Source organism: Camelimonas sp. FR25 (assembly GCF_059740505.1).
The window spans coordinates 58,055-77,620 of record NZ_JCAWFG010000091.1 but is presented as its reverse complement, the minus strand read 5'-3'; the positions used below and the strand labels follow the sequence as shown (position 1 = coordinate 77,620).

Annotated in this window: 17 protein-coding genes and 1 riboswitch; of the genes, 7 read left to right on the top strand and 10 right to left on the bottom strand. The window is 65.8% G+C overall.

All coding sequences use genetic code 11. The features are described from left to right. Positions 1-31: 31 nt before the first annotated feature. The 6 genes from AC6A67_RS13105 to coxB all read right to left on the bottom strand — a co-directional run bounded on the left by AC6A67_RS13105 (position 32) and on the right by coxB (position 5,961). On the bottom strand, positions 32-892 hold the full coding sequence (locus AC6A67_RS13105) for a cytochrome c oxidase subunit 3 (protein ID WP_498036993.1): 861 nt from the start codon (positions 890-892) through the stop codon (positions 32-34). A 41-nt stretch (positions 893-933) separates the two neighbouring features. Then, the gene (locus tag AC6A67_RS13100) at positions 934-1,590 is read right to left on the bottom strand and encodes a cytochrome c oxidase assembly protein (RefSeq protein ID WP_498036992.1); all 657 of its coding nucleotides are present in this window, start codon (positions 1,588-1,590) and stop codon (positions 934-936) included. A gap of 12 nt (positions 1,591-1,602) precedes the next feature. Further along, positions 1,603-1,803 carry a cytochrome c oxidase system small membrane protein gene (locus tag AC6A67_RS13095; RefSeq protein WP_498036991.1) on the bottom strand — a complete coding sequence of 67 codons (201 nt, stop codon included), beginning with the start codon at positions 1,801-1,803 and terminating at the stop codon, positions 1,603-1,605. 1 nt (position 1,804) lies between these two features. Next, positions 1,805-2,794: a heme o synthase gene (locus AC6A67_RS13090; RefSeq protein ID WP_498036990.1), complete on the bottom strand. Its 990-nt coding sequence runs from the start codon at positions 2,792-2,794 to the stop codon at positions 1,805-1,807. 647 nt (positions 2,795-3,441) lie between these two features. Next, positions 3,442-5,061, bottom strand: a complete 1,620-nt coding sequence (gene ctaD, locus AC6A67_RS13085; RefSeq protein WP_498036989.1) for a cytochrome c oxidase subunit I — start codon at positions 5,059-5,061, stop codon at positions 3,442-3,444. A 117-nt stretch (positions 5,062-5,178) separates the two neighbouring features. Beyond that, entirely contained in the window at positions 5,179-5,961 is a 783-nt protein-coding gene (coxB, locus tag AC6A67_RS13080) for a cytochrome c oxidase subunit II (RefSeq protein ID WP_498036988.1), read from the bottom strand. A gap of 424 nt (positions 5,962-6,385) precedes the next feature. On the opposite strand from coxB, the gene AC6A67_RS13075 reads away from it, so the two are divergent. The 7 genes from AC6A67_RS13075 (at position 6,386) to AC6A67_RS13045 (ending at position 14,721) form a co-directional block, all read left to right on the top strand. After that, positions 6,386-6,979: an invasion associated locus B family protein gene (locus AC6A67_RS13075; RefSeq protein ID WP_498036987.1), complete on the top strand. Its 594-nt coding sequence runs from the start codon at positions 6,386-6,388 to the stop codon at positions 6,977-6,979. A gap of 29 nt (positions 6,980-7,008) precedes the next feature. Beyond that, complete coding sequence (locus AC6A67_RS13070) at positions 7,009-7,647, top strand: hypothetical protein (RefSeq protein ID WP_498036986.1); 639 nt, start codon at positions 7,009-7,011, stop codon at positions 7,645-7,647. 279 nt (positions 7,648-7,926) lie between these two features. Beyond that, positions 7,927-8,040, top strand: a riboswitch (glycine riboswitch). Positions 8,041-8,250: 210 nt separating this feature from the next. After that, positions 8,251-9,414: a glycine cleavage system aminomethyltransferase GcvT gene (gene gcvT, locus AC6A67_RS13065; protein WP_498036985.1), complete on the top strand. Its 1,164-nt coding sequence runs from the start codon at positions 8,251-8,253 to the stop codon at positions 9,412-9,414. 175 nt (positions 9,415-9,589) lie between these two features. Continuing rightward, positions 9,590-9,967: a glycine cleavage system protein GcvH gene (gene gcvH, locus AC6A67_RS13060; protein ID WP_498036984.1), complete on the top strand. Its 378-nt coding sequence runs from the start codon at positions 9,590-9,592 to the stop codon at positions 9,965-9,967. 131 nt (positions 9,968-10,098) lie between these two features. After that, positions 10,099-11,448 (top strand): aminomethyl-transferring glycine dehydrogenase subunit GcvPA, encoded by a 1,350-nt coding sequence (gene gcvPA / locus AC6A67_RS13055; protein ID WP_498037077.1) that lies wholly within the window; start codon positions 10,099-10,101, stop codon positions 11,446-11,448. Further along, entirely contained in the window at positions 11,442-13,016 is a 1,575-nt protein-coding gene (gcvPB, locus tag AC6A67_RS13050) for an aminomethyl-transferring glycine dehydrogenase subunit GcvPB (protein WP_498036983.1), read from the top strand. Before gcvPA ends, gcvPB begins: the two co-directional genes overlap by 7 nt. A 133-nt stretch (positions 13,017-13,149) precedes the next feature. After that, positions 13,150-14,721 (top strand): class I adenylate-forming enzyme family protein, encoded by a 1,572-nt coding sequence (locus AC6A67_RS13045; protein WP_498036982.1) that lies wholly within the window; start codon positions 13,150-13,152, stop codon positions 14,719-14,721. Between the two features lie 69 nt (positions 14,722-14,790). Here AC6A67_RS13045 and AC6A67_RS13040 read toward each other — a convergent pair whose 3' ends face one another. The 4 genes from AC6A67_RS13040 to AC6A67_RS13025 form a co-directional block, all read right to left on the bottom strand. Further along, positions 14,791-15,582 (bottom strand): hypothetical protein, encoded by a 792-nt coding sequence (locus AC6A67_RS13040; RefSeq protein ID WP_498036981.1) that lies wholly within the window; start codon positions 15,580-15,582, stop codon positions 14,791-14,793. A 1,423-nt stretch (positions 15,583-17,005) separates the two neighbouring features. After that, positions 17,006-17,722, bottom strand: coding sequence for a hypothetical protein (locus AC6A67_RS13035; RefSeq protein WP_498036980.1), 717 nt, complete (start codon positions 17,720-17,722; stop codon positions 17,006-17,008). A gap of 457 nt (positions 17,723-18,179) precedes the next feature. Then, positions 18,180-18,668, bottom strand: coding sequence for a F0F1 ATP synthase subunit B family protein (locus tag AC6A67_RS13030; protein WP_498036979.1), 489 nt, complete (start codon positions 18,666-18,668; stop codon positions 18,180-18,182). 121 nt (positions 18,669-18,789) lie between these two features. Then, positions 18,790-19,305 carry a F0F1 ATP synthase subunit B family protein gene (locus tag AC6A67_RS13025; protein WP_498036978.1) on the bottom strand — a complete coding sequence of 172 codons (516 nt, stop codon included), beginning with the start codon at positions 19,303-19,305 and terminating at the stop codon, positions 18,790-18,792. Between the last annotated feature and the right edge of the window lie 261 nt (positions 19,306-19,566).

Genomic DNA, 19,566 nt, shown 5'->3' with positions numbered 1-19,566 from the left:
CCGGTCGGCCGGGCCGCCGGCGTGACCACGCTCAGTGGAAGTAGCGGATGTTCGAGCCCCACACATAGATGGCGACGAACAGGAACAGCCAGACCACGTCAACGAAGTGCCAGTACCAGGCGGCGAATTCGAAGCCGAGGTGATGGTTTGGACGGAAATGGTTACGATAGACGCGCAGCAGCACCACGGCGAGGAAGATCGTGCCGATCAGCACGTGGAAGCCGTGGAAGCCTGTGGCCATCACGAAGGTCGAGCCGTAGATGTTGCCCGTCAGGTTGAACTGCACATGGGAGTATTCATAGGCCTGGACAAGGCTGAACACGATGCCGAGCGCGATCGTCAGCCACAGACCCTGCTTCACGCCGGTGCGGTCGTCTTCCAGCATGGCGTGGTGCGCCCAGGTCAAAGTGGTGCCCGAGGTCAGCAGGATCAGCGTGTTGAGCAGCGGCAGGTGCCACGGATCAAGCGTCTCGATGCCCTTCGGCGGCCACTGCGCGCCAGTGAACTCGGTGCGGGTGTACTGGATCAGTTCGCCCGGGAACAGCGCCGCGTCGAAATAGGCCCAGAACCACGCCACGAAGAACATCACTTCGGAGGCGATGAACAGCAGCATGCCGTAGCGGTGATGGATCTGCACCACGCGGGTGTGGTGGCCGTCGTGCTCGGCCTCGCGAATGACGTCAGCCCACCACGAGATCATGACGTAGAGAATGCCGATGATGCCAGCGCCAAGCAGGTACGGACCGACCTTCATGCCGCCCCATTCCATCGCCTTCATGGTCATGACGAGGCCAACGGCCGCCACGAAGACTGAAATGGAAGCAACAAGCGGCCACGGGCTTGGTTCCAGAAGGTGATAGTCGTGCTCGGGCTTCGCGTGCGCGTCGGCCATTGATCCAGTCTCCTGCCTCGGGGCGTGAGTCGCTTATAACGTCACAGGTTGTTCTTGTCCGCGCCGGGCGCGGCTGCAGCCACAGGGCTGCCATTCTTTGACCGAAAAACCGTGTACGACAAGGTGATGCTCGACAGGTCTTTCGTTTCCGGCTGCTTTAGCAGGTCGGGGTCCACATAAAAAACCACCGGGGCGTGGATTGTCTCGCCAGGCTGCAGCGTCTGCTCCTCGAAGCAGAAACACTGGATCTTGACGAAGAACTGGCCCGCCAGATCCGGCTGCACGTTAAAGGTGGCCACGCCGGTGGCGGGTTTGTCGCCCGAATTGGTGATTGTATAGAAAACCGTTTTGGTCTCGCCCAGCTTCACATTGACGCTGGGCTGGTCGGGCTTGAACGTCCAGGTGACGCCAGGCGCCACATTGGCGTCGAAGCGCACGTCGATTGCGTGATCGACCACCGTCGACGAGGCCTGATCGCCGATCAGCGGCGTGCCGCCAAAGCCAGTCGTCTGGCAAAACAGCCGGTACAGCGGCACGGCAGCGAAGGACGCGCCGACCATCAGCCCGACCACCGCCACGCAGGCGAAGGCGATGCCGGCCCCGGATTTGCGCGGACGCGCCGCAACGGGCGTCGCAACGGCCGCATCCTTTGCGGCGTCACGGGCTTCCGGCTGGCGCTGGCTGTCGTCGACGGTCATGCTGCTCCCCGCTCAGATTGGACGCTTCAGGATGTTGACGCCCAGCTTGGCGACGGTGACGGCGTAAATGATGCCGACGAAGGCCGCGAGCGCAACGCCAAGCGCGATATTGCGAATATTGCGGTTACGGCGCTGCTGCGGCGTCAGCTCGACATATTGCATCTTGTCATTGGTCCCTGAGGGCGTGACGGGCTTGTGTTTGTGGCGGCTCATCTCAGATCACCATCGCGAGGAGCCGCGGGCCGGCGTCAAAGCCAAAGCCGAGGCCAAAGGCGTGTTCGGCGAGCAGCGTCGCGAACAGCAGGAACAGATACAGGATGGAGAAGCCGAACAGGGCATGCTCTGCCTTTGCGGCGGCCTCGCCATGGCGGCGGCGATACACCTGCACGGCCAGTACGATCATCGCCAGGCCGCCAATCACCGACATGGCGGCGTAAATGTAACCGCCAAGGCCCATGAAGAAGGGCGCGACGCCAATCGGGGCCAGCAGCAGCGTGTAGACCAGGATCTGGGTGCGGGTGCTGTCGGCGCCGGCGACATTCGGCATCATCGGCACGCCGGCCTTCTCATATTCACTGGCCTTGCTCAGGGCCAGCGCCCAGAAATGCGGCGGCGTCCACATGAAGATGATCAGAAACAGGATGAAGCTGTCCCAGCTCACCGAGCCGGTGACGGCGGCCTCGGCCACCATGGGCGGAAACGCCCCGGCGGCGCCGCCGATAACGATGTTCTGCGCGGTCCAGCGCTTCAGCCACATCGAATAGATCACGGCGTAGAAAAAGATGGTGAAGGCGAGGAACCCTGCCGCGAACCAGTTGGCGATCAGCCCGAGAAACACGACCGAGGCGACCGACAGCGCAAGGCCAAGGGACAGCGCCTCGCTGGCCTGCACCTGGCCCGCCGGGATCGGACGCTTCGCCGTGCGCGTCATGCGCGCGTCAATGTCCTCGTCCCACCACATGTTGAGTGCGCCTGAGGCGCCGGCGCCCACGGCGATCAGGCCGAGCGACACGGCGGCGATCAGCGGGTGGATGTGGCCCTTGGCGATGACCATGCCGACCAGCGCCGTGAAGATCACCAGGAACATCACGCGCGGCTTGAACAGCTCAAGATAGTCCCGCACCGAGCCGGCGTAGACGCTGGCATCCTCGACGCCGGGGCGGCTGTCGGAAGATCCGGGCAGGTGGTCGCTGTACATCGTCATCTGACCTGGTCTTTCACCTGGGGCCCGGTGGGCCGGGTCCTTGGTCTGCATCGGGCGCCATGCGGCGACCACTTTGGGGCAAGGGGCATGGCGCCGGCGCCGCGCGCCCTGCGTCATGGCGACCCGGGCGCATGCTGGATGGCGCCACAAGCCGTGACAGTCTGAAACGATTCAGAACTGCCGCAGGTTCTTCTAGCCGCTTGCATCATAAACTCAATAGCACGGGCCGGGCAGGGGCTGTGGCGCATTGTCCGGCCTGCAATGTCGCAGCCCTTCACGTCTCGGCGCGCGCCATTGGGGGCGCCGTCCGCCCCACAGCTGAAGTTGCGCCCATGGCGCCATGATTGGCCCGCGACGCTCCGGGTTCGCCAACACGCGCGAGGCCCTGTGCGTTCCCTGTCGGCGTCACGCGGCCGTCCGACAATCGACTTGCCGCCACGGTCCCCCCTCTCACCGTCATGGTCGGGCTTGACCCGACCATCCACGTCTTCATGCGGGCGCGCCACGCGCCTGACCAGTTCCCCCTGCGCGCCCCAATGCACGCATTTCCCAGGTCGCCCAGCCGCCCGAAACCCACACCCCCCACACCCCTAAACGAAAACCGCCGGCCACGAGGGCCGGCGGTCTTGTCTGGGCGTGAGCCCGGATCAGTGGTCGGAAGAGCCGGTGATACGCGGCAGCTTCTCGAACTGGTGGAACGGAGGCGGCGACGACAGCGTCCATTCCAGCGTGGGCGAACCCATGCCCCACGGATCATTCGCGGCCTTCTCCTTACGGCGCCATGCGACATACACGCCATAGAAGAAGATCAGCAGGCTGAAGGCGAAGATGTACGAGCCGTAAGAGGCGACGCGGTGCCAGCCAGCGTAGGCGTCCGGATAGTCCACATAGTGGCGCGGCATGCCGGCGAGGCCGAGGAAGTGCATCGGGAAGAACAGCACATTGGCGCCGATGAAGGCGGTCCAGAAGTGCAGCTTGCCGATCCAGTCCGGCACGACATAGCCGAACATCTTCGGGAACCAGTAGTACCAGCCGGCGAAGATGCCGAACACGGCGCCCAGCGACAGCACGTAGTGGAAGTGGGCGATCACGTAATAGGTGTTGTGCAGCTCACGGTCGATGCCGGCGTTGGCCAGCACGACGCCGGTGACGCCGCCAACCGTGAACAGGAACACGAAGCCCACAGCCCACAGCATCGGCGCGGTCATGCGGATGGAGCCGCCCCACATGGTGGCGATCCACGAGAAGATCTTGATGCCCGTCGGCACGGCGATGACCATCGTGGCGAACACGAAGTAGCGCTGCGTGTCGAGCGACAGACCGACGGTGTACATGTGGTGGGCCCACACGATGAAGCCGACGGCGCCGATCGCGACCATGGCGTAGGCCATGCCCAGGTAACCGAAGATCGGCTTGCGCGAGAACGTCGAGATGATGTGGCTGATGATGCCGAAGGCCGGCAGGATCATGATGTACACTTCGGGGTGACCGAAGAACCAGAACAGGTGCTGGTACAGGACCGGGTCGCCGCCGCCGGCAGGATCGAAGAACGTCGTGCCGAAGTTACGGTCGGTCAGCAGCATGGTGATGGCGCCAGCCAGAACCGGCAGCGAGATCAGCAGCAGGAACGCGGTGACCAGCATGCCCCAGGCGAACAGCGGCATCTTGTGCAGGGTCATGCCCGGCGCGCGCATGTTCAGAATGGTGGTGATGAAGTTGATCGCGCCGAGGATCGACGAGGCGCCAGCGGCGTGCAGGGCCAGAATCGCGAAATCCATCGACGGGCCCGGGTGACCTGTGGTCGACAGCGGCGGATAAGCCGTCCAGCCGCCGCCGAAGCCGGTGGAGCCAGGCGCGCCGCCGGTGAACAGCGACACTACCAGCAGCAGCAGGGCGGTGACCGTCAGCCACAGCGAGATGTTGTTGAGGCGCGGGAAGGCCATGTCGGGCGCGCCGATCATCAGCGGCACGAACCAGTTGCCGAAGCCGCCGATCAGGGCGGGCATGACAACGAAGAACACCATGATCAGACCGTGACCGGTCACGACCACGTTGAACAGCTGGCCATTGGTGAAGAACTGCAGGCCAGGCTCCTGCAGCTCCATGCGCATCAGGATCGACAGGAAGCCGCCCACCAGACCTGCGAACAGGGCCGAGAACAGATACATCGTGCCGATGTCTTTGTGATTGGTCGAAAACAGCCAGCGCCGCAGACCCGTCGGATGGTCTGCGTGGGCGTCGTGGCCCGCTGTGGTGGATGAAGCCATAACTCAGCTCCCGATTCTGTTCACCTGCAGGGCGGCGTTGCGAACGCGGGCCCTGCGCGGCAGGTAAATAACGGCGCCGCTAAGAAGCGCTGGAGGCGCTTCCCGGCAGGTGAAGGATCAGCGGACCGCGGCGTTCGCCGCCGGCAGGCTGTTGTCGTTGGCGGCGTAGCGCTGGCCGTCGCTGGTCGCGGCGAACTTCTTCTTCGCCTCTTCCAGCCACTTGGCGTAGGCCTCCTCGCTGACGATGCGGATCGCGATCGGCATGTAAGCGTGGTTCTGGCCGCAGATCAGCGAGCACTGACCATAGAAGATGCCTTCCTTCTCAGCCTTGAACCAGGTTTCGTTCAGGCGGCCAGGGATGGCGTCGATCTTCAGGCCGAAGGATGGCATGGCGAAGGCGTGGATCACGTCAGAGGCCGTGACCTGGACGCGGACGGTCTTGTTGACCGGCAGCACCACCTCATTGTCCACGGCAAGGAGGCGCGGCTCCTTGTTCTGGGCGAGGTTGCTGTCGAAGGAGAAGCCGCCGTGGTCCTTCGGATATTCGTAGGACCAGTACCACTGATGGCCGGTCGCCTTGATGACGATGTCAGCCTTGGGCAGCGTCAGCTGGTCCTTGAGCAGGCGGAACGACGGCACGGCGATGACCACGAGAATCAGCACCGGAACCAGGGTCCAGATGACCTCGATCATGGTGTTGTGGGTGGTCTTCGACGGGGTCGGATTGCGCTTCTCCGAGAAGCGCCACACGGCCCACAGGATCAGCACCAGCACCAGGATGGTGATGGCGGTGATGATCCACAGCAGCAGATTGTGGAAATCATGCATCGCGTGGGCGATGGCCGTGACCGGGGTCTGCAGCGTCATCTGCCACGGGGAGGGCTGACCCGTGCCAGCCATTACATTGCCTGTCGCGGCGGCCAGAACGCCGCTTGCCGCCACAAGCCTGAGGGGCAACGTTTTCATTAGCATCAGAGAATCGGAGCTCCCGTACTCGCTAGGCAAATCTTCTGGTGACGCGGCCCTGGGCAGAACAGCCCGCGCTAAAGGGCGCGCCACAAGCCTGCCACGTTGCCTGTGAAAGACCACAATGTGGCGGAGCACGCAACTTTGAGCCCCGTCGCCACGATGCGGCATTTGTGCACAAGAATAGTTCCGGACTGGACGCGCGTCACCTGAAGCCTCCTGGAAGGCCCGTCGCGTCGCCTTTTTCTTGACAGCCGGTTAACCACATGGCCCAAACGGCGTAACCCGCCTGATCGCGAGGAATTGCGCGGCAAAGCAGGTGGTCGTCGCCGTGACCGGCGTACCTCAGAGGTTGAGAATGACCGATGTCTCCGTCGTCCGGAATGAAGCCCGATCCGCAGGGGAGCGTCGCACAGGCGGCGGCTTGTCCTGGGGCGCACGCGTGCGCAAGGCGGCGTTTGGCCTGTTCGCGGCGCCGGCCCTGCTCGGGCTGTCCCTGGCGGGCGTGCAAGGCGCCAGCGCCCAGGGGGCGGTGAAGCAGACGTTCAATGACTGGCAATTGCGGTGTGAGAAGCCAGCGGGCGCGGCCAATGATCAGTGCGCGCTGGTGCAGAACGTCGCCGCCGCCGACCGCCCCAATGTCTCGCTGCTGGTGATCATCCTCAACACCGCCGACGGCAAGGGCCGGCTGCTGCGCGTGCTGGCGCCGCTCGGCGTGCTGTTGCCAGCTGGCCTTGGCCTGAAAATCGACCAAAACGATGTCGGCCGCGCCGGCTTCGTGCGCTGCCTGCCGTCTGGCTGCGTCGCCGAAGTGGTGATGGACGACAATCTTGTCAATCGCCTCAAGGCGGGCAAGATCGCCACATTCGTTGTGTTCCAGACCCCGGAAGAGGGCATCGGCGTGCCGGTCAGCCTCGAAGGTCTGGAAAAGGGTCTGGCGGCCCTGAAATGAGGGGTGAAACGCATATGGGGTTCAGGGGCTTGAACATGCGCGCAGGCGTGCAATCTGTCGCGACGGCAGGCGCCGCTGGCGCGTTGCTGCGTCGGCCTTTGGCCCTGTCGCTGGTTGCTGGCGTCGCCATGGCGATCGGTCTTGGCGCGACGCCGGCGCGCGCCGATCTGGTGCGGGATCTGCTCGGCGTTAATCCGTTCGCCAAGCAGACAGAATCAGGCCTGCGTGAAGGCGTCTATGTCGATGATAGTGGCGAGGAAATCGTCTGCCCGCGCGTCGACGTGCTGGAAAACAGTTCATTCGTGCGTCGCGGCGAGGGCGCTGGCCTCAGCTATCAGCTGACCATCGCCAATCTGGCGCGGGAATGCGCGCCGAACCCAAGCGGCGGCGCGGTGGTCAATGTCGGCATAGACGTGCGCGCGGTGCTTGGACCCGCTGGCCGGCCGGGCAATTTCTCCTCGCCGCTCACCATCCAGATCAAACGGGGCGGCCAGGTGCTGTCGCGGATCACCCGCCAGGTGACGGTGAATGTGCCGGCTGGCGAGGGCAATGGCATCGCCACGCTGATCGAAAGCGGCATGTCGCTGCCAGAGGACACCCACGATCTGTTGATCGAGGTTGGCTTCGGCGGCGCCCCGGCGAAAAAATCGCGCAGTCGCAATCGCTGAGGCCGCCACGGCCAGGGCCGTGAGGCCTGCAGGTTTCAGCCCGTCGTCTTGCGCAACAATGAGCCGCTCGCATCCATGGATGTGGGCGGCATTTTTGTGTCGGGCCGGCCTTCCAGGGCGCCAGCGCGCACACCGTCGCCCGCCGCAGCCCACCTCGCGCTTGCAGTCCCCCAAGGCGCCAGTTTCACCCCGGCCCTGGCGCCAGCGGGGCCAGACCGCCTGCGCCCCCATCCGGCGCATTGACAGGGCGCCAGCGCCACCGCACAGTCACGCCAGCCGATAATCCCCGCGGGAGAGATCGGAAGGGACAGGCGCCTGTCGCGCCCGTCTCCGCCCGACGCCGAAGGCGCAACCGCCCCGGAAACGCTCAGGCAAAAGGACCGCGTGGGAACTGGCGCTCTGGAAAGCGGATGGCAATGTCATCCCACCGACGGGCGTAACCCTGGGTTCATCTGCGCGCTGCGGCGGGATGATGAACGCCAGCCGCGATGGCTCCGCCTGACGGCGCGTCGCGGCGGGGAAATCTCTCAGGTTCAAGGACAGAGGGGGCGCATGGTTTCGCAATGGCGAAGCCGCGCCCTGTTGTCGCTTGAGGAGCCCGAGATGAGCCAGCCGCCAATAACTCCCCCCGCAGCCGATCCCTCTGTCGTTGCCGCGCCGCTGCAAACGCCGCTTTATGTGCGCCATCTGGCGCTCGGCGCGCGCATGACGCCCTTCGCCGGCTACGCCATGCCGGTGCAATATCCCACAGGCATCATCGCCGAGCACCAGCACACCCGCGCCAGCGCCGGCCTGTTCGACGTGTCGCACATGGGCCAGGGCTGGCTGGTCGGCCCCAGCCATGCCGAAACGGCGCATGCTTTTGAAGCGCTGGTTCCTGGCGACATCGCTGGCCTCGCGCCCGGCCAGCAGCGCTACACCTTGTTGCTCAACGAGCAGGGCGGCGTCCTCGATGACCTGATGGCGTCGCGTCCGGCCGATCCGGCGCTGGACGGGCGACTGTTTCTGGTGGTCAACGCCGCCTGCAAGGACGCCGACTGGCGCCACATCGCCGCGCATTTGCCCGATGGCGTGCGGCTTGAGGTCGAGGACCGGGCGCTGCTGGCCCTGCAGGGGCCGGAGGCGGCGACGGTGATGGCGCGGCTGGCGCCTGCCGCCGTCTCGCTGCCCTTTATGGGCGCGGCCATGCTGGACATCGCCGGCATCGCCGTGCGCATCAGCCGCTCCGGTTACACCGGTGAGGATGGTTTCGAGATTTCGGTGAGCAATGAGCAGGCCGGCGCCCTGTGGGATCGCCTGCTGCAGGAGCCGGAGGTCGCGCCGATTGGCCTCGGCGCCCGCGACAGCCTGCGGCTTGAAGCCGGGCTGTGCCTCTACGGCCATGACCTCAATCAGGAGACCTCGCCGGTCGAGGCGGCCCTGACCTGGGCGATCGCCAAACGGCGTCGTGAAGACCTGCGTTTCCCCGGCGCCATCCGCATCACCAGCGAGATCAGCGACGGCGTCATGCGCAAGCGCGTCGGCCTGTTGCCGGAGGGCCGGGCGCCGGTGCGCGAGGGCGCAGAGATTTATGATCTGGCGGGCGAGCTGATCGGCGAGGTTACGTCGGGTGGCTTTGGCCCCAGCGTCGGCGGGCCGGTGGCCATGGGCTATGTCGCCGCCGACTTCGCCCGGCTGGGCACGCCGGTGCAGATCGCCTTGCGCGGGCGCATGACCCCGGCGGCGGTCAGCGCCATGCCGTTCACGCCGCACCGTTATCGCCGCTGACCCTGGCGGGTCGCCGCCTGCGCGCCGGCGCGGGCGCATCGCGCTGGCCCGGAGGAGCATCGTTACGGACGATTTGCGGCCCTTGTGCGCCTATCGACACGTTTTATCAGCACGTGAGACCTTGTCCGTAGCGTCATTCACGCCGGACCCTGTCAATAATATTGGAGAGAAACCGATGAGCGAGACGCGTTATACCAGGGATCACGAGTATATCCGGGTGGAGGGTGATGTCGGCGTCGTGGGCATTACCGATTACGCCCAGCAACAATTGGGCGACATCGTGTTTGTCGAGCTGCCAGCGCCAGGTCGCGCCCTCGCCAAAGGCGATGAGGCGGCGGTGGTCGAGAGCGTCAAGGCGGCGAGCGAGATCTATGCGCCGGTCAGTGGCGAGGTCGTGGCCGTCAATGGCGACATCGAGGGCGAACCTGCGGTGGTCAATGAAGACCCGAACGGTCGCGGCTGGTTTCTGAAGCTGAAGATCGCCAACCCCGCCGAACTGGCCGAGCTGATGGACGCCGCCGCCTACGACGCCTTCGTCGCCGGCCTGGGCTGAGACGGGAGCCGCGAGGAGGCGACGTCGGCGGCCGCGCCTTGCCGGCCCACCCCGCCGCCAGCCGCGCTGTTTGCCTGTCGCCATGTGGTTGACGCCATTGCGGTCCGTGTCAGGGCCGGAAAGGACTGATGATGCGATATCTGCCGCTTTCCCATGCGGATCGGGAGAACATGCTGGCGCGTATTGGCGTCGCTTCTGTCGATGATCTGTTCGTTGATGTGCCGGAGGGATGTCTGCAACCGCAGGCGCCTGATTTGCCGCGCCGTAAATCCGAGCTGGAGGTGGAGCGGACCCTCGGGCGGCTGGCGGCGCAGAACGTCGCCGCCGGCACGGTTCCCTTCTTCGTCGGCGCCGGGGCCTATCGCCACCATGTGCCGGCCAGCGTCGACCATTTGATCCAGCGCTCGGAATTCCTGACCAGCTACACGCCCTATCAGCCGGAAATCGCCCAGGGAACGCTGCAATATCTGTTCGAGTTCCAGACCCAGGTGGCGCAGCTGACCGGCATGGAGGTGGCCAACGCCTCGATGTATGACGGCTCGACCAGCTGCGGCGAGGCGGTGCTGATGGCCCATCGCATCACCCGCCGGCGGCGGGCGGTGCTCTCGGGCGGGCTGCATCCGCATTACGCCGCGGTGGCGCGCACCGTCGCGGGCCTCGCCGGCGGCGACAATGTGGCGCTGCCCGCCGATGTGGCGGCGGACGAAGACCTCATTAGCCAGATCGACGGCGATACCTCCTGCGTCGTGGTCCAGAGCCCTGACGTATTCGGCAATATCCGCGATCTGCGCCCGATCGCCGAGGCGGCGCATGCGGCTGGGGCGCTGCTGATCGCCGTGGTGACGGAGGCAGTGTCATTCGGCCTTTTGACATCGCCAGGCGCCCAGGGCGCCGATATCGTCGTGGCCGAGGGCCAATCCATCGGCAACGCGCTTAACTTTGGCGGTCCCTATGTCGGGCTGTTCGCGACGCGGGCCAAATATGTGCGGCAGATGCCGGGGCGGCTGTGCGGCGAAACCGTCGACGCCGACGGCAAGCGCGGCTTCGTGCTGACCATGTCGGCGCGTGAGCAGCATATCCGCCGTGACAAGGCCACCTCAAACATCTGCACCAATTCCGGCCTGTGCGCGCTGGCCTTCACCATTCACATGACGCTGCTTGGCGGCCATGGACTGCGCAAGCTGGCGCTGATTAATCACGCCAACGCCGTGGCGCTGGCCGACCAGCTGGCCGCCATCCCTGGCGTCCGCGTGCTGAACCGCAGATTCTTCAACGAATTCACCGTCGAACTGGCCGGGCGTAACGCCGCCGCCGTGGTCGAGCAACTCGCCGCGCGCGGCGTGCTCGGCGGCGTGCCTTTCGCACGACTTGCGCCCGATGCGGGGCGCGATGATCTGCTGCTGGTGGCCAGCACCGAGGTCAACACCGCGGCCGACCGCGACGAATTTGCCCGCGCATTGCAGGAGGCGCTGTCATGCTGAACCGTCAGGGACGCGCCACAGCGGCCGTGGACGCAATCGACGCAGTGGATGCGCCAAAGCGCGACACCTTCACCGGTGCGCAGGCGTTGCAGCAACTCGAGCCGCTGCTGTTTGAAATCGGCTCCTATGAACGCTGCGGCGTCGATCTGGATGAGCCGGCCCCGTTCAGCCTCCGCCTCGGCGGCATGGAGGCGACGGAACCGGTAGCGCTGCCGGCGCTCAGCGAGCCGGAGACCATGCGGCATTATGTGCGCCTGTCGCAGAAGAATTACGGCATCGACACCGGCATGTTTCCGCTCGGGTCGTGCACCATGAAGCACAACCCGCGCCTCAATGAGAAAATGGCGCGCCTCGCAGGCTTCGCTGACGTGCATCCACTCCAGCCTGTCTCCACCGTGCAGGGGGCGCTGGGGGTGATGCAGGAGCTGGCCCACTGGCTGATGACGCTGACCAATATGCCGGCGGTGGCGCTGTCGCCCAAGGCTGGCGCCCATGGCGAATTGCTCGGCCTGATGGCGATCAAGGCGGCGATCGCGGCGAAGGGCGAGGCGGACAGCCGCACCGTGGTGCTGGCGCCGGAATCGGCGCATGGCACCAACCCGGCCACCGCCGCGCTGCTCGGCTTCACCGTGCGCGCCGTGCCGGCCCGCGCCGATGGCACTGTGCATGTCGACGACGTCACCGGCCTGCTCGGGCCGGAGGTCGCCGCCATCATGCTGACCAATCCCAACACCTGCGGGCTGTTTGAGCCGCAGATCGTTGAGATCGCTGCGGCGCTGCATGCGGCGGGCGGCTATTTCTATTGCGACGGCGCCAATTTCAACGCCATCGTCGGCAAGGTGCGGCCTGGCGATCTCGGCATCGACGCCATGCATATTAATCTGCACAAGACCTTCTCGACGCCGCATGGCGGCGGCGGCCCTGGCGCAGGGCCAGTGGTTCTGTCTGAGCGGCTTGCCCCGTTTGCGCCAGTGCCCTTCGTGCGCAAGGCCGCCGATGGCGCGCTGACGCTGGTCGAGACAGCAGGCGCCGGTGAGGCGGCCCAGGCCTTTGGTCGCATGACCGCCTTCCATGGCCAGATGGGCATGTATGTGCGGGCGTTGTCGTTCATGCTGTCGCATGGCGGCGAGGGCTTGCGCCAGGCCTCGGAAGACGCGGTGCTCAACGCCAATTACCTGCGCGTGGCGCTGGCCGACCTGATGTCGGCGCCGTTCGGCGACCGGCCTTGCATGCATGAGGCGCTGTTCGACGACGCCTGGCTGAAGGACAGCGGCGTGACCACTCTCGACGTGGCCAAGGCGCTGATCGACGAGGGCTTCCACCCGATGACGGTGTATTTCCCGCTGGTGGTGCATGGCGCGTTTCTGATCGAGCCGACCGAATCGGAATCGAAAGCGACGCTGGATCTGTTCATCGCCACCATGCGCGATCTGGCCATGGCGGTGAAACGCGGCGACATCACGCGGTTCACCGGCGCGCCCTGGCATACGCCGGTGCGTCGCCTCGACGAGACCCGCGCCGCGCGCCAGCCTGTCCTGCGCTGGACGCCGCCGAAAGCGGTTGCCTGAGCCGGCCCGCGCCCGGATAAATTCGGGTGACGCCACGTCGGCCGCCAATACGGCCGCCGGCGTGTCCGGTCGCGCCCCGCCAAAAGGGGCGCGACCTTATAATGACCAACAAGAATCACAGGGAGTGAGACGCATGACGGGCTTGCGGGCGACCGAACTGCTGGAACGCGACTTCGGCCTGATCGCCGGGCTGGTGCAGGCGCACGCCGCCGAACGGCCAGAGGCCCGCGCGGTGACGCACCGCGACCAGAGCCTGACCTACGCCGCCTTTAACGCCGAGGTCGACCGCGTGGCGGCCAGCCTGCAGCGTGATGGTCTTGGCCAGGGCGACGTCATCGCCATCTGCGCCCTGTCGTCGATCCCTTATGCGGTGACCTTTCTCGGCGCGCTCCGCGCCGGTGTGGTGGTGACGCCGCTGGCCCCATCCTCCACCCGCGAGCAGTTGCAGGGCATGGTGGCCGATTCCGGCGCGCGGCTGTTCTATGTCGACAGCGCCATCACCGATTCCCTTGGCCCATTTGACTGGTTCGACGGCGAACTGGTGGCGCTCGACGACAGAGCGAAGGGCCGGCCATGGAGCGACTGGCTGATGGCGCCGGGCGCAACCCCGCAGCCGGTGACGATCCCTGCGGATGCGCCGTTCAATATCATCTATTCCTCCGGCACCACGGGCCTGCCCAAGGGCATCGTACAATCGCACCGGATGCGCTGGGCGCATGTGCAGCGCGGCGCCAATTTCGGCTATGGGCCGGACGCCGTGACCGTGGTGTCGACGCCGCTCTATTCCAACACCACCCTCGTCAGCTTCCTGCCGACGCTGACGCTGGGCGGTGAGGTGGTGCTGATGGAGAAATTCGACGCGCGCGGCTTCCTTGAGCTGGCGCAGCAGCATCGCGCCACCCACGCCATGCTGGTGCCGGTGCAATACAAGCGCATCATGGCGCTGCCGGAGTTCGACAGTTTCGATCTGTCGTCCTTCGTGATGAAGTTCTGCACCAGCGCGCCGTTCCACGCCGAACTCAAGGCCGATGTGCTGAAACGCTGGCCCGGCGGGCTGATCGAATATTACGGCATGACCGAGGGCGGCGGCGGCTGTTCGCTCGCCGCGCATCTGTTCCCGGACAAATTGCACACCGTCGGCCGGCCCAATGAGGGCCACACCGTGTTGCTGCTCGATGAGGACGGCAATGAGGTCGGTCCTGGCGAGATCGGCGAGATCGTCGGCCATTCGCCCGCCGCGACGATGAATGGCTATCACAACCAGCCAGGCAAGACCCAGGAGACGGTGTGGATCCATCCGGACGGTCGCCGCTTCATCAAGACCGGCGACGTCGGCCGCTTTGATGAGGACGGCTTCCTGCAATTGATGGACCGCAAGAAGGATATGATCATCACTGGCGGCTTTAACGTCTATCCCAGTGACATTGAGGCGCTGCTGCTCAGTAATCCCGACATCAATGACGTCGCCGTGGTCGGCGTGCCGTCAGACGCGTGGGGCGAAACGCCGGTGGCCTTCGTGGCGCTGGCCCCGGGCCGCCAACTCAGCGGCGAGGAGGTGCGGGCCTGGGCCAATGAGCGGCTGGGCAAGGTGCAGCGCCTCGCCGCCGTGCTGGTGGTCGACAGCCTGCCGCGCAGCGCCATCGGCAAGATTCTCAAACGCGAATTGCGCGACGGCTGGGACGCTGCCGGCGTCAAGGTCGCCTGATTCCATTCCACGCGGCGGCGCGGGCGCCTGCGCCGCCAGGGGGCGAGGCGCGCTGGCGCGCGGCTTATGTCAGGGCGGGCCGATCGGCGCGCCAAGGCGGGGGCGGGGGCCCATATAGATCGGTCCGACATTATTGCTCGCCATGGCGCCCTGCACCGCCATGGTCAGCGTCAGATCGCCGATCTCCGAGGGCGTGACGATGTCAGCCTGGATGCGGCCATAGGTGAAGGCGCCGGAGCCGCCGCGGCTGCTGATCTGCACGCCAGCGCCGACCCGACCGCCGACGTGAATGCACGACGATGACCCCTTGATGCGATAAAAGCCGGGGCCGCGCTCCGGGCATTTCTCGGCGCCAAACAGATCCGGAATATAGGGGCGGTCGGGGAAATTCCGCGCCCCGCCTTGAGCGAAGGCGCGCGGCAGCTCCGGCGTTGCCACAAGCCGTGGTTTGAACAGCTCTGGCATCTGCTCGAGCCCGAAGGCCTTCACCGGATCAGGCGCGCTGGCGAGTTTCGGCTGGGCGACAGCGGCGCGACTGGCGGCAAGGCTGGCGAAGCGCAACGGCCGCCGACCGGCGTCACGCGCGGCATCCTCGCGCGTGGCGCCCGGGTTCGCCGCAGCTTCACGCGCCACCGAATTGGACGACGCGCCCTTGCCCGCCAGGGCGCCAGCAGGATCGGCCGGCTGCATCATCGGCTGGACGGCCTTGGCCGTGCGCGGGTCCCCGGCCAATCGTGGCTGGCTGACGTCGATGGGAGTTGCTTGCGGGCTCGCCGCGCCCGCGGCTGCATGGGCGGCGCCGCCAGTCACCTGCGTCGCCAGCGCCAGCGTGGCGATCGCCAGCAGAGCGCTCCGCGGCATGCGGGCGGCGCCTCGGGCGCGAAGTCCTGTGCGGGGCTGGATCTGTCTCATGCCACGGGTTCCCCTGGCCTGCGGTGATCGGTCAATGGCGGCGTCGACGCCTGGAGGCGCGGGTGGCCGACCGCGCGCCATCATAGCTGCATTGCGAGAATTGCCCAGCTCTGCGGCCGTAGCGTGTCTGGCCTGGCTGACAGAGCGACCGCAGACATCTGCGCGAGCGTCGCCACTGGCGGGGGAGTGCGCCGGGCGGGCGCATCACGCCGTCGGAACAGCCTGGCGGCTCAGATATCCGCATGTCGCTGCGACTCGCTGGTCGCGTCGTGGCGTTTAAGGATCGCGACAGTTTGATGGCGATCTAGCAAGCGTTCGATTGTTATGCACAGGCGGGCATGCGATAAAGATTGGCAAATTTCGTCCAGGTGGCGGCAAATGGAAAAAATTGCCACGGTTCATCTGGCGCCAAAAATAACATGTTGCGCCGCGCCAAACCTGGTCGTATGAATAGAGTACGTTGCAGTATCCGGTTTGGTTCCCTGATGGGGGTAGACGCACGGAACTGTGACAGGTCGACCGGACTGGCGAGGCGGTGACGCGACAGCCTGTTTCACGGGATCTGGCGACAGGCCAAAAAAAAGGCCACGTCAGAGACGCGGCCATAAAGTCTAGGGAGGAAACGCCCAAGGAGGGCTGCAGCATCGCTGCTGCACATTCCGTATACGCGTTCCTCCGGATCAGCGCAATAGAATTATGACAGCTTCGCTGTCCCATTTACGCTGTGCACCTATGTGCGCGGCGCATAGGTAGTTGGGCTTACGTCTTGTCGGGTGTGATACCAGAATCCGATGGGCGTGACCCATCGGGTTCTGGCTAAGCCCGAGCGGCGCCTGAGCATTGCAGGATGCGGATGCATCAGCATCTTCGCATCCTGGTATGACGCGTCGGGCGCAGGGGCGGCGATCTGCAGGAGAACGCCTCTCTTGCCCTTGTTCCGGGCCTAAATGGCATCCGACAAGGCTCAGCGATCGGCGACGCCGTACCGCCCCCTCACGCGAAGGCGGGCGCCGGGTGAGGATGACCCACCGCAAGCCTGGTTTTGGCGGACGCGGCGCATGGGCCGGGCGTCGTCATCTACTCGTCCATCCGTCAGCCGTTTTCTTCGCCACGCGGGCTTCACACCATGTCGACTGTCTGACAGGACGCCTCCCTGCGACAGCGCTCACCCCGATTTCGGGCTGTCCCGACTGCGCCTCGCGACGTAAGCGCCTTGCCGCGATCACCATGGCCACGCCGCCGGATCATGGCCAGGGGCGTCGGCGCGTCACGCGCCGCCACTGCCGTCTCGCTGCGCCCGTCGCAAGCCGTGTACTGCGGGGCGTTTCTGCCATTGGACAGACGACGTCCGGGTGATCGCCGCGCGTACAGCCTAAACGAAGTTGGCGACGCAATAGACGCGCAGGGCGCCTGCCGTTTCTTCCAGCGCATTCTGTTCCAACAGCCGCCATTGTGCGGGCTGGATAAAGCGGCGTGGCGGCAGGATGATCCAGCCATCCTCGTCGCCGACAGTGACAAAATCGCCGGCGGCCACGCACAGCGCCGTCATGGCGCAAACCAGAGCGGCGCGGTCGTCATGATTGCGGATCGCCGCCGGGTCGTGGGCCATATGGCGGCCAGGCAGGCAATGCTGCAGCAATTGCTGGAACACGCCGGCGGCGGCCAGATGCTGGAAATAGATATCCGAGCGATTGCTGCGTTTCACCGCCAGCGCCGCAGGATCAGCCAGCAGCATACCGAGAAAGGCCCCCGGAAACGCCTCGACGATTGCACGAGCATCGATCGCCGTCGCATGGCGCGCTGACGCCATGTCGGTCTGGTCAAGCACGACGTGGGCGCAGGCATTGGCGTGCTCATTGAGCAGCCGTCCGACGGGAGCGTTTGACTGGCCGGGCTTGCCAATGAGCCGGCCAAGACGGCGGGTTAACATGCGTTCGGCAGTGCGGTAGCGGCCAATGGGTTGCAGCCCGGGCGCCAGCGGGCCATCGAAGGCCGCGGCGCAAATCCGGCTGCTGCCTGCGGTGGCGGCGATCACGTGCTGGCGCTCCGGCGCAACCGCGCGGAACCGGGCGATGTCCCATGTCGCCACTTCCGCAGTCCACGACAGGCGGCATATGGCGCTGGAACGGCGTTGAGCCGAACAGCCAATGTCCACCCCAGCACGGCGCCAGTCTGGTCAATCATCGGCCTAAGCTCCTCATTCAGCGCCACCGCCGCCTTGCCCCAGCAGGGGAGGGGATCGCCAACTCTACGCCCAGCGTGACGTCGCGCCTCCAGTGCGATCCGCCGTCCCATCCCTGTGTCAAACCAGATGGGCTCTGCGATGCAGCTCAGGCGATCGAGCAGAACAGGCTCCCGTGTGAAGTCAGAGAGTCTGTGCCGATCCAGGGACGTTCGCACAAGACATGACCGTCACTGCGAACAACCGCGCAACTGCCTGCGGGCGTTGAACCTGCGAGGCCACTTCAGTCCCGCGGTCAGGGGCCCACGCAACAAAAAAGCCGCCCCGTGAGGAGCGGCTTGAGCATGTGGGCGCGTGGCCTGGATCAGTGCGCGAACGCGGTCCGGATCTGGCTGACGCCGGTGCGCACCAGCGCGTCGGCGGCGTCGCCCTGGGTGCGATCGCGCAGGATGACCTCCGCGGCGCGCAGGCCGGCGTCGGCGGCGGCGCTGCGGACTTCGGCGGTGGCCTGAGCCTCGGCCTGGGCGATCTTGGCCTCGGCGGCGGCGGTGCGGCCAGCGACGAACTCTTCGAGCTTCTTCTGGGCTTCCTGAGCGACGCGGGCGGCTTCCTCGCGGGCGGAGGCGACGATTTCTTCTGCTTCCTTCTCGGCGGCCAGACGCTTGGCGACATATTCGTCGCGCAGGGCGCGGGCTTCGGCCGACAGGCGGCGGGCTTCCTCAAGCTCGGTGGCGATGCGCGCGCCGCGCTTGTCCAGCATGCCGCCGAGGGTGGCGAAGCCGCCCTTCCACCATACCAGGGCAAGGAAGAGGACGAGGGATACGGTGACCCAGAAATCGGGCGTATACAACATGGATCTCACTCCTGAGTAGCGCTGCGCTCCGGATGGCCGTGTGCGGCAGGCGCCCAGAATAGGGTTTCAGTTCTCCGCCCGGAAAACTGGCGACAGGCGCATGGCGCGCCTGCAGGATTGGTCAGGCCGCGGCGCGGTCGAGGGCGGCCTCGACTTCGGCGCGGGCCGGAGCAGCGCCGGTGAGACGCTCAACAATGGTGGCGGCGGCGTCGGCGGCAATGTCACGGACATTGGCCATGGCGGCGTCAGCATTGGCGCGGATCGTCGCCTCAGCGGCGTGGATTTTCTGGTTCAGGTCAGCTTCCAGAGCCTTGCGGCGGCCGTCGAACTCAGCGGCCATCTGGTCGCGAGCCGTCTGCGCGATCGCCTGGGCGTTGGCGCGGGCGTCTGCAAGGGCCTTCTCATAGGTAGCGACTGCCTCTTCCGACTCGGCGCGCAACTTTTGCGCTTCGGCCAGATCGGCGGAAATTCGGGCGTGACGGTCTTCAATCACCTTGGCGATGCGCGGCAGGGCGATTTTCGACATCACAAAATAGAGGACGGCGAAAGACAGCGTCACCCACAGGAGCTGCGACGCGAAAGTCGTGCTCTCGAAGGGCGGGAATGCCGTCGAGGCGGTGTGGGTAGGGCTAGCCATGCGACCTAATCCTCAGGCTGAACCGGCTGGTTCACTGCCCCGCACAGGCGGGATCGAAACTTGGGTCAGGCGTGCCACGGGGGCTGCGCCGTCGTCTCTTGATGCGTGGGCCAGAGGCTCCATGAGGAATCTCCGGCCAGTCAAACGCATATCAACGTTTGGCGCCGTAGCCGTCCGCACCACAAGGTCCGGACGACGACATGGCTCCAACGCGCCAGGTAGACTGGCCCGGCTGACGGACGCCAGGGCGCCCGCCATCCG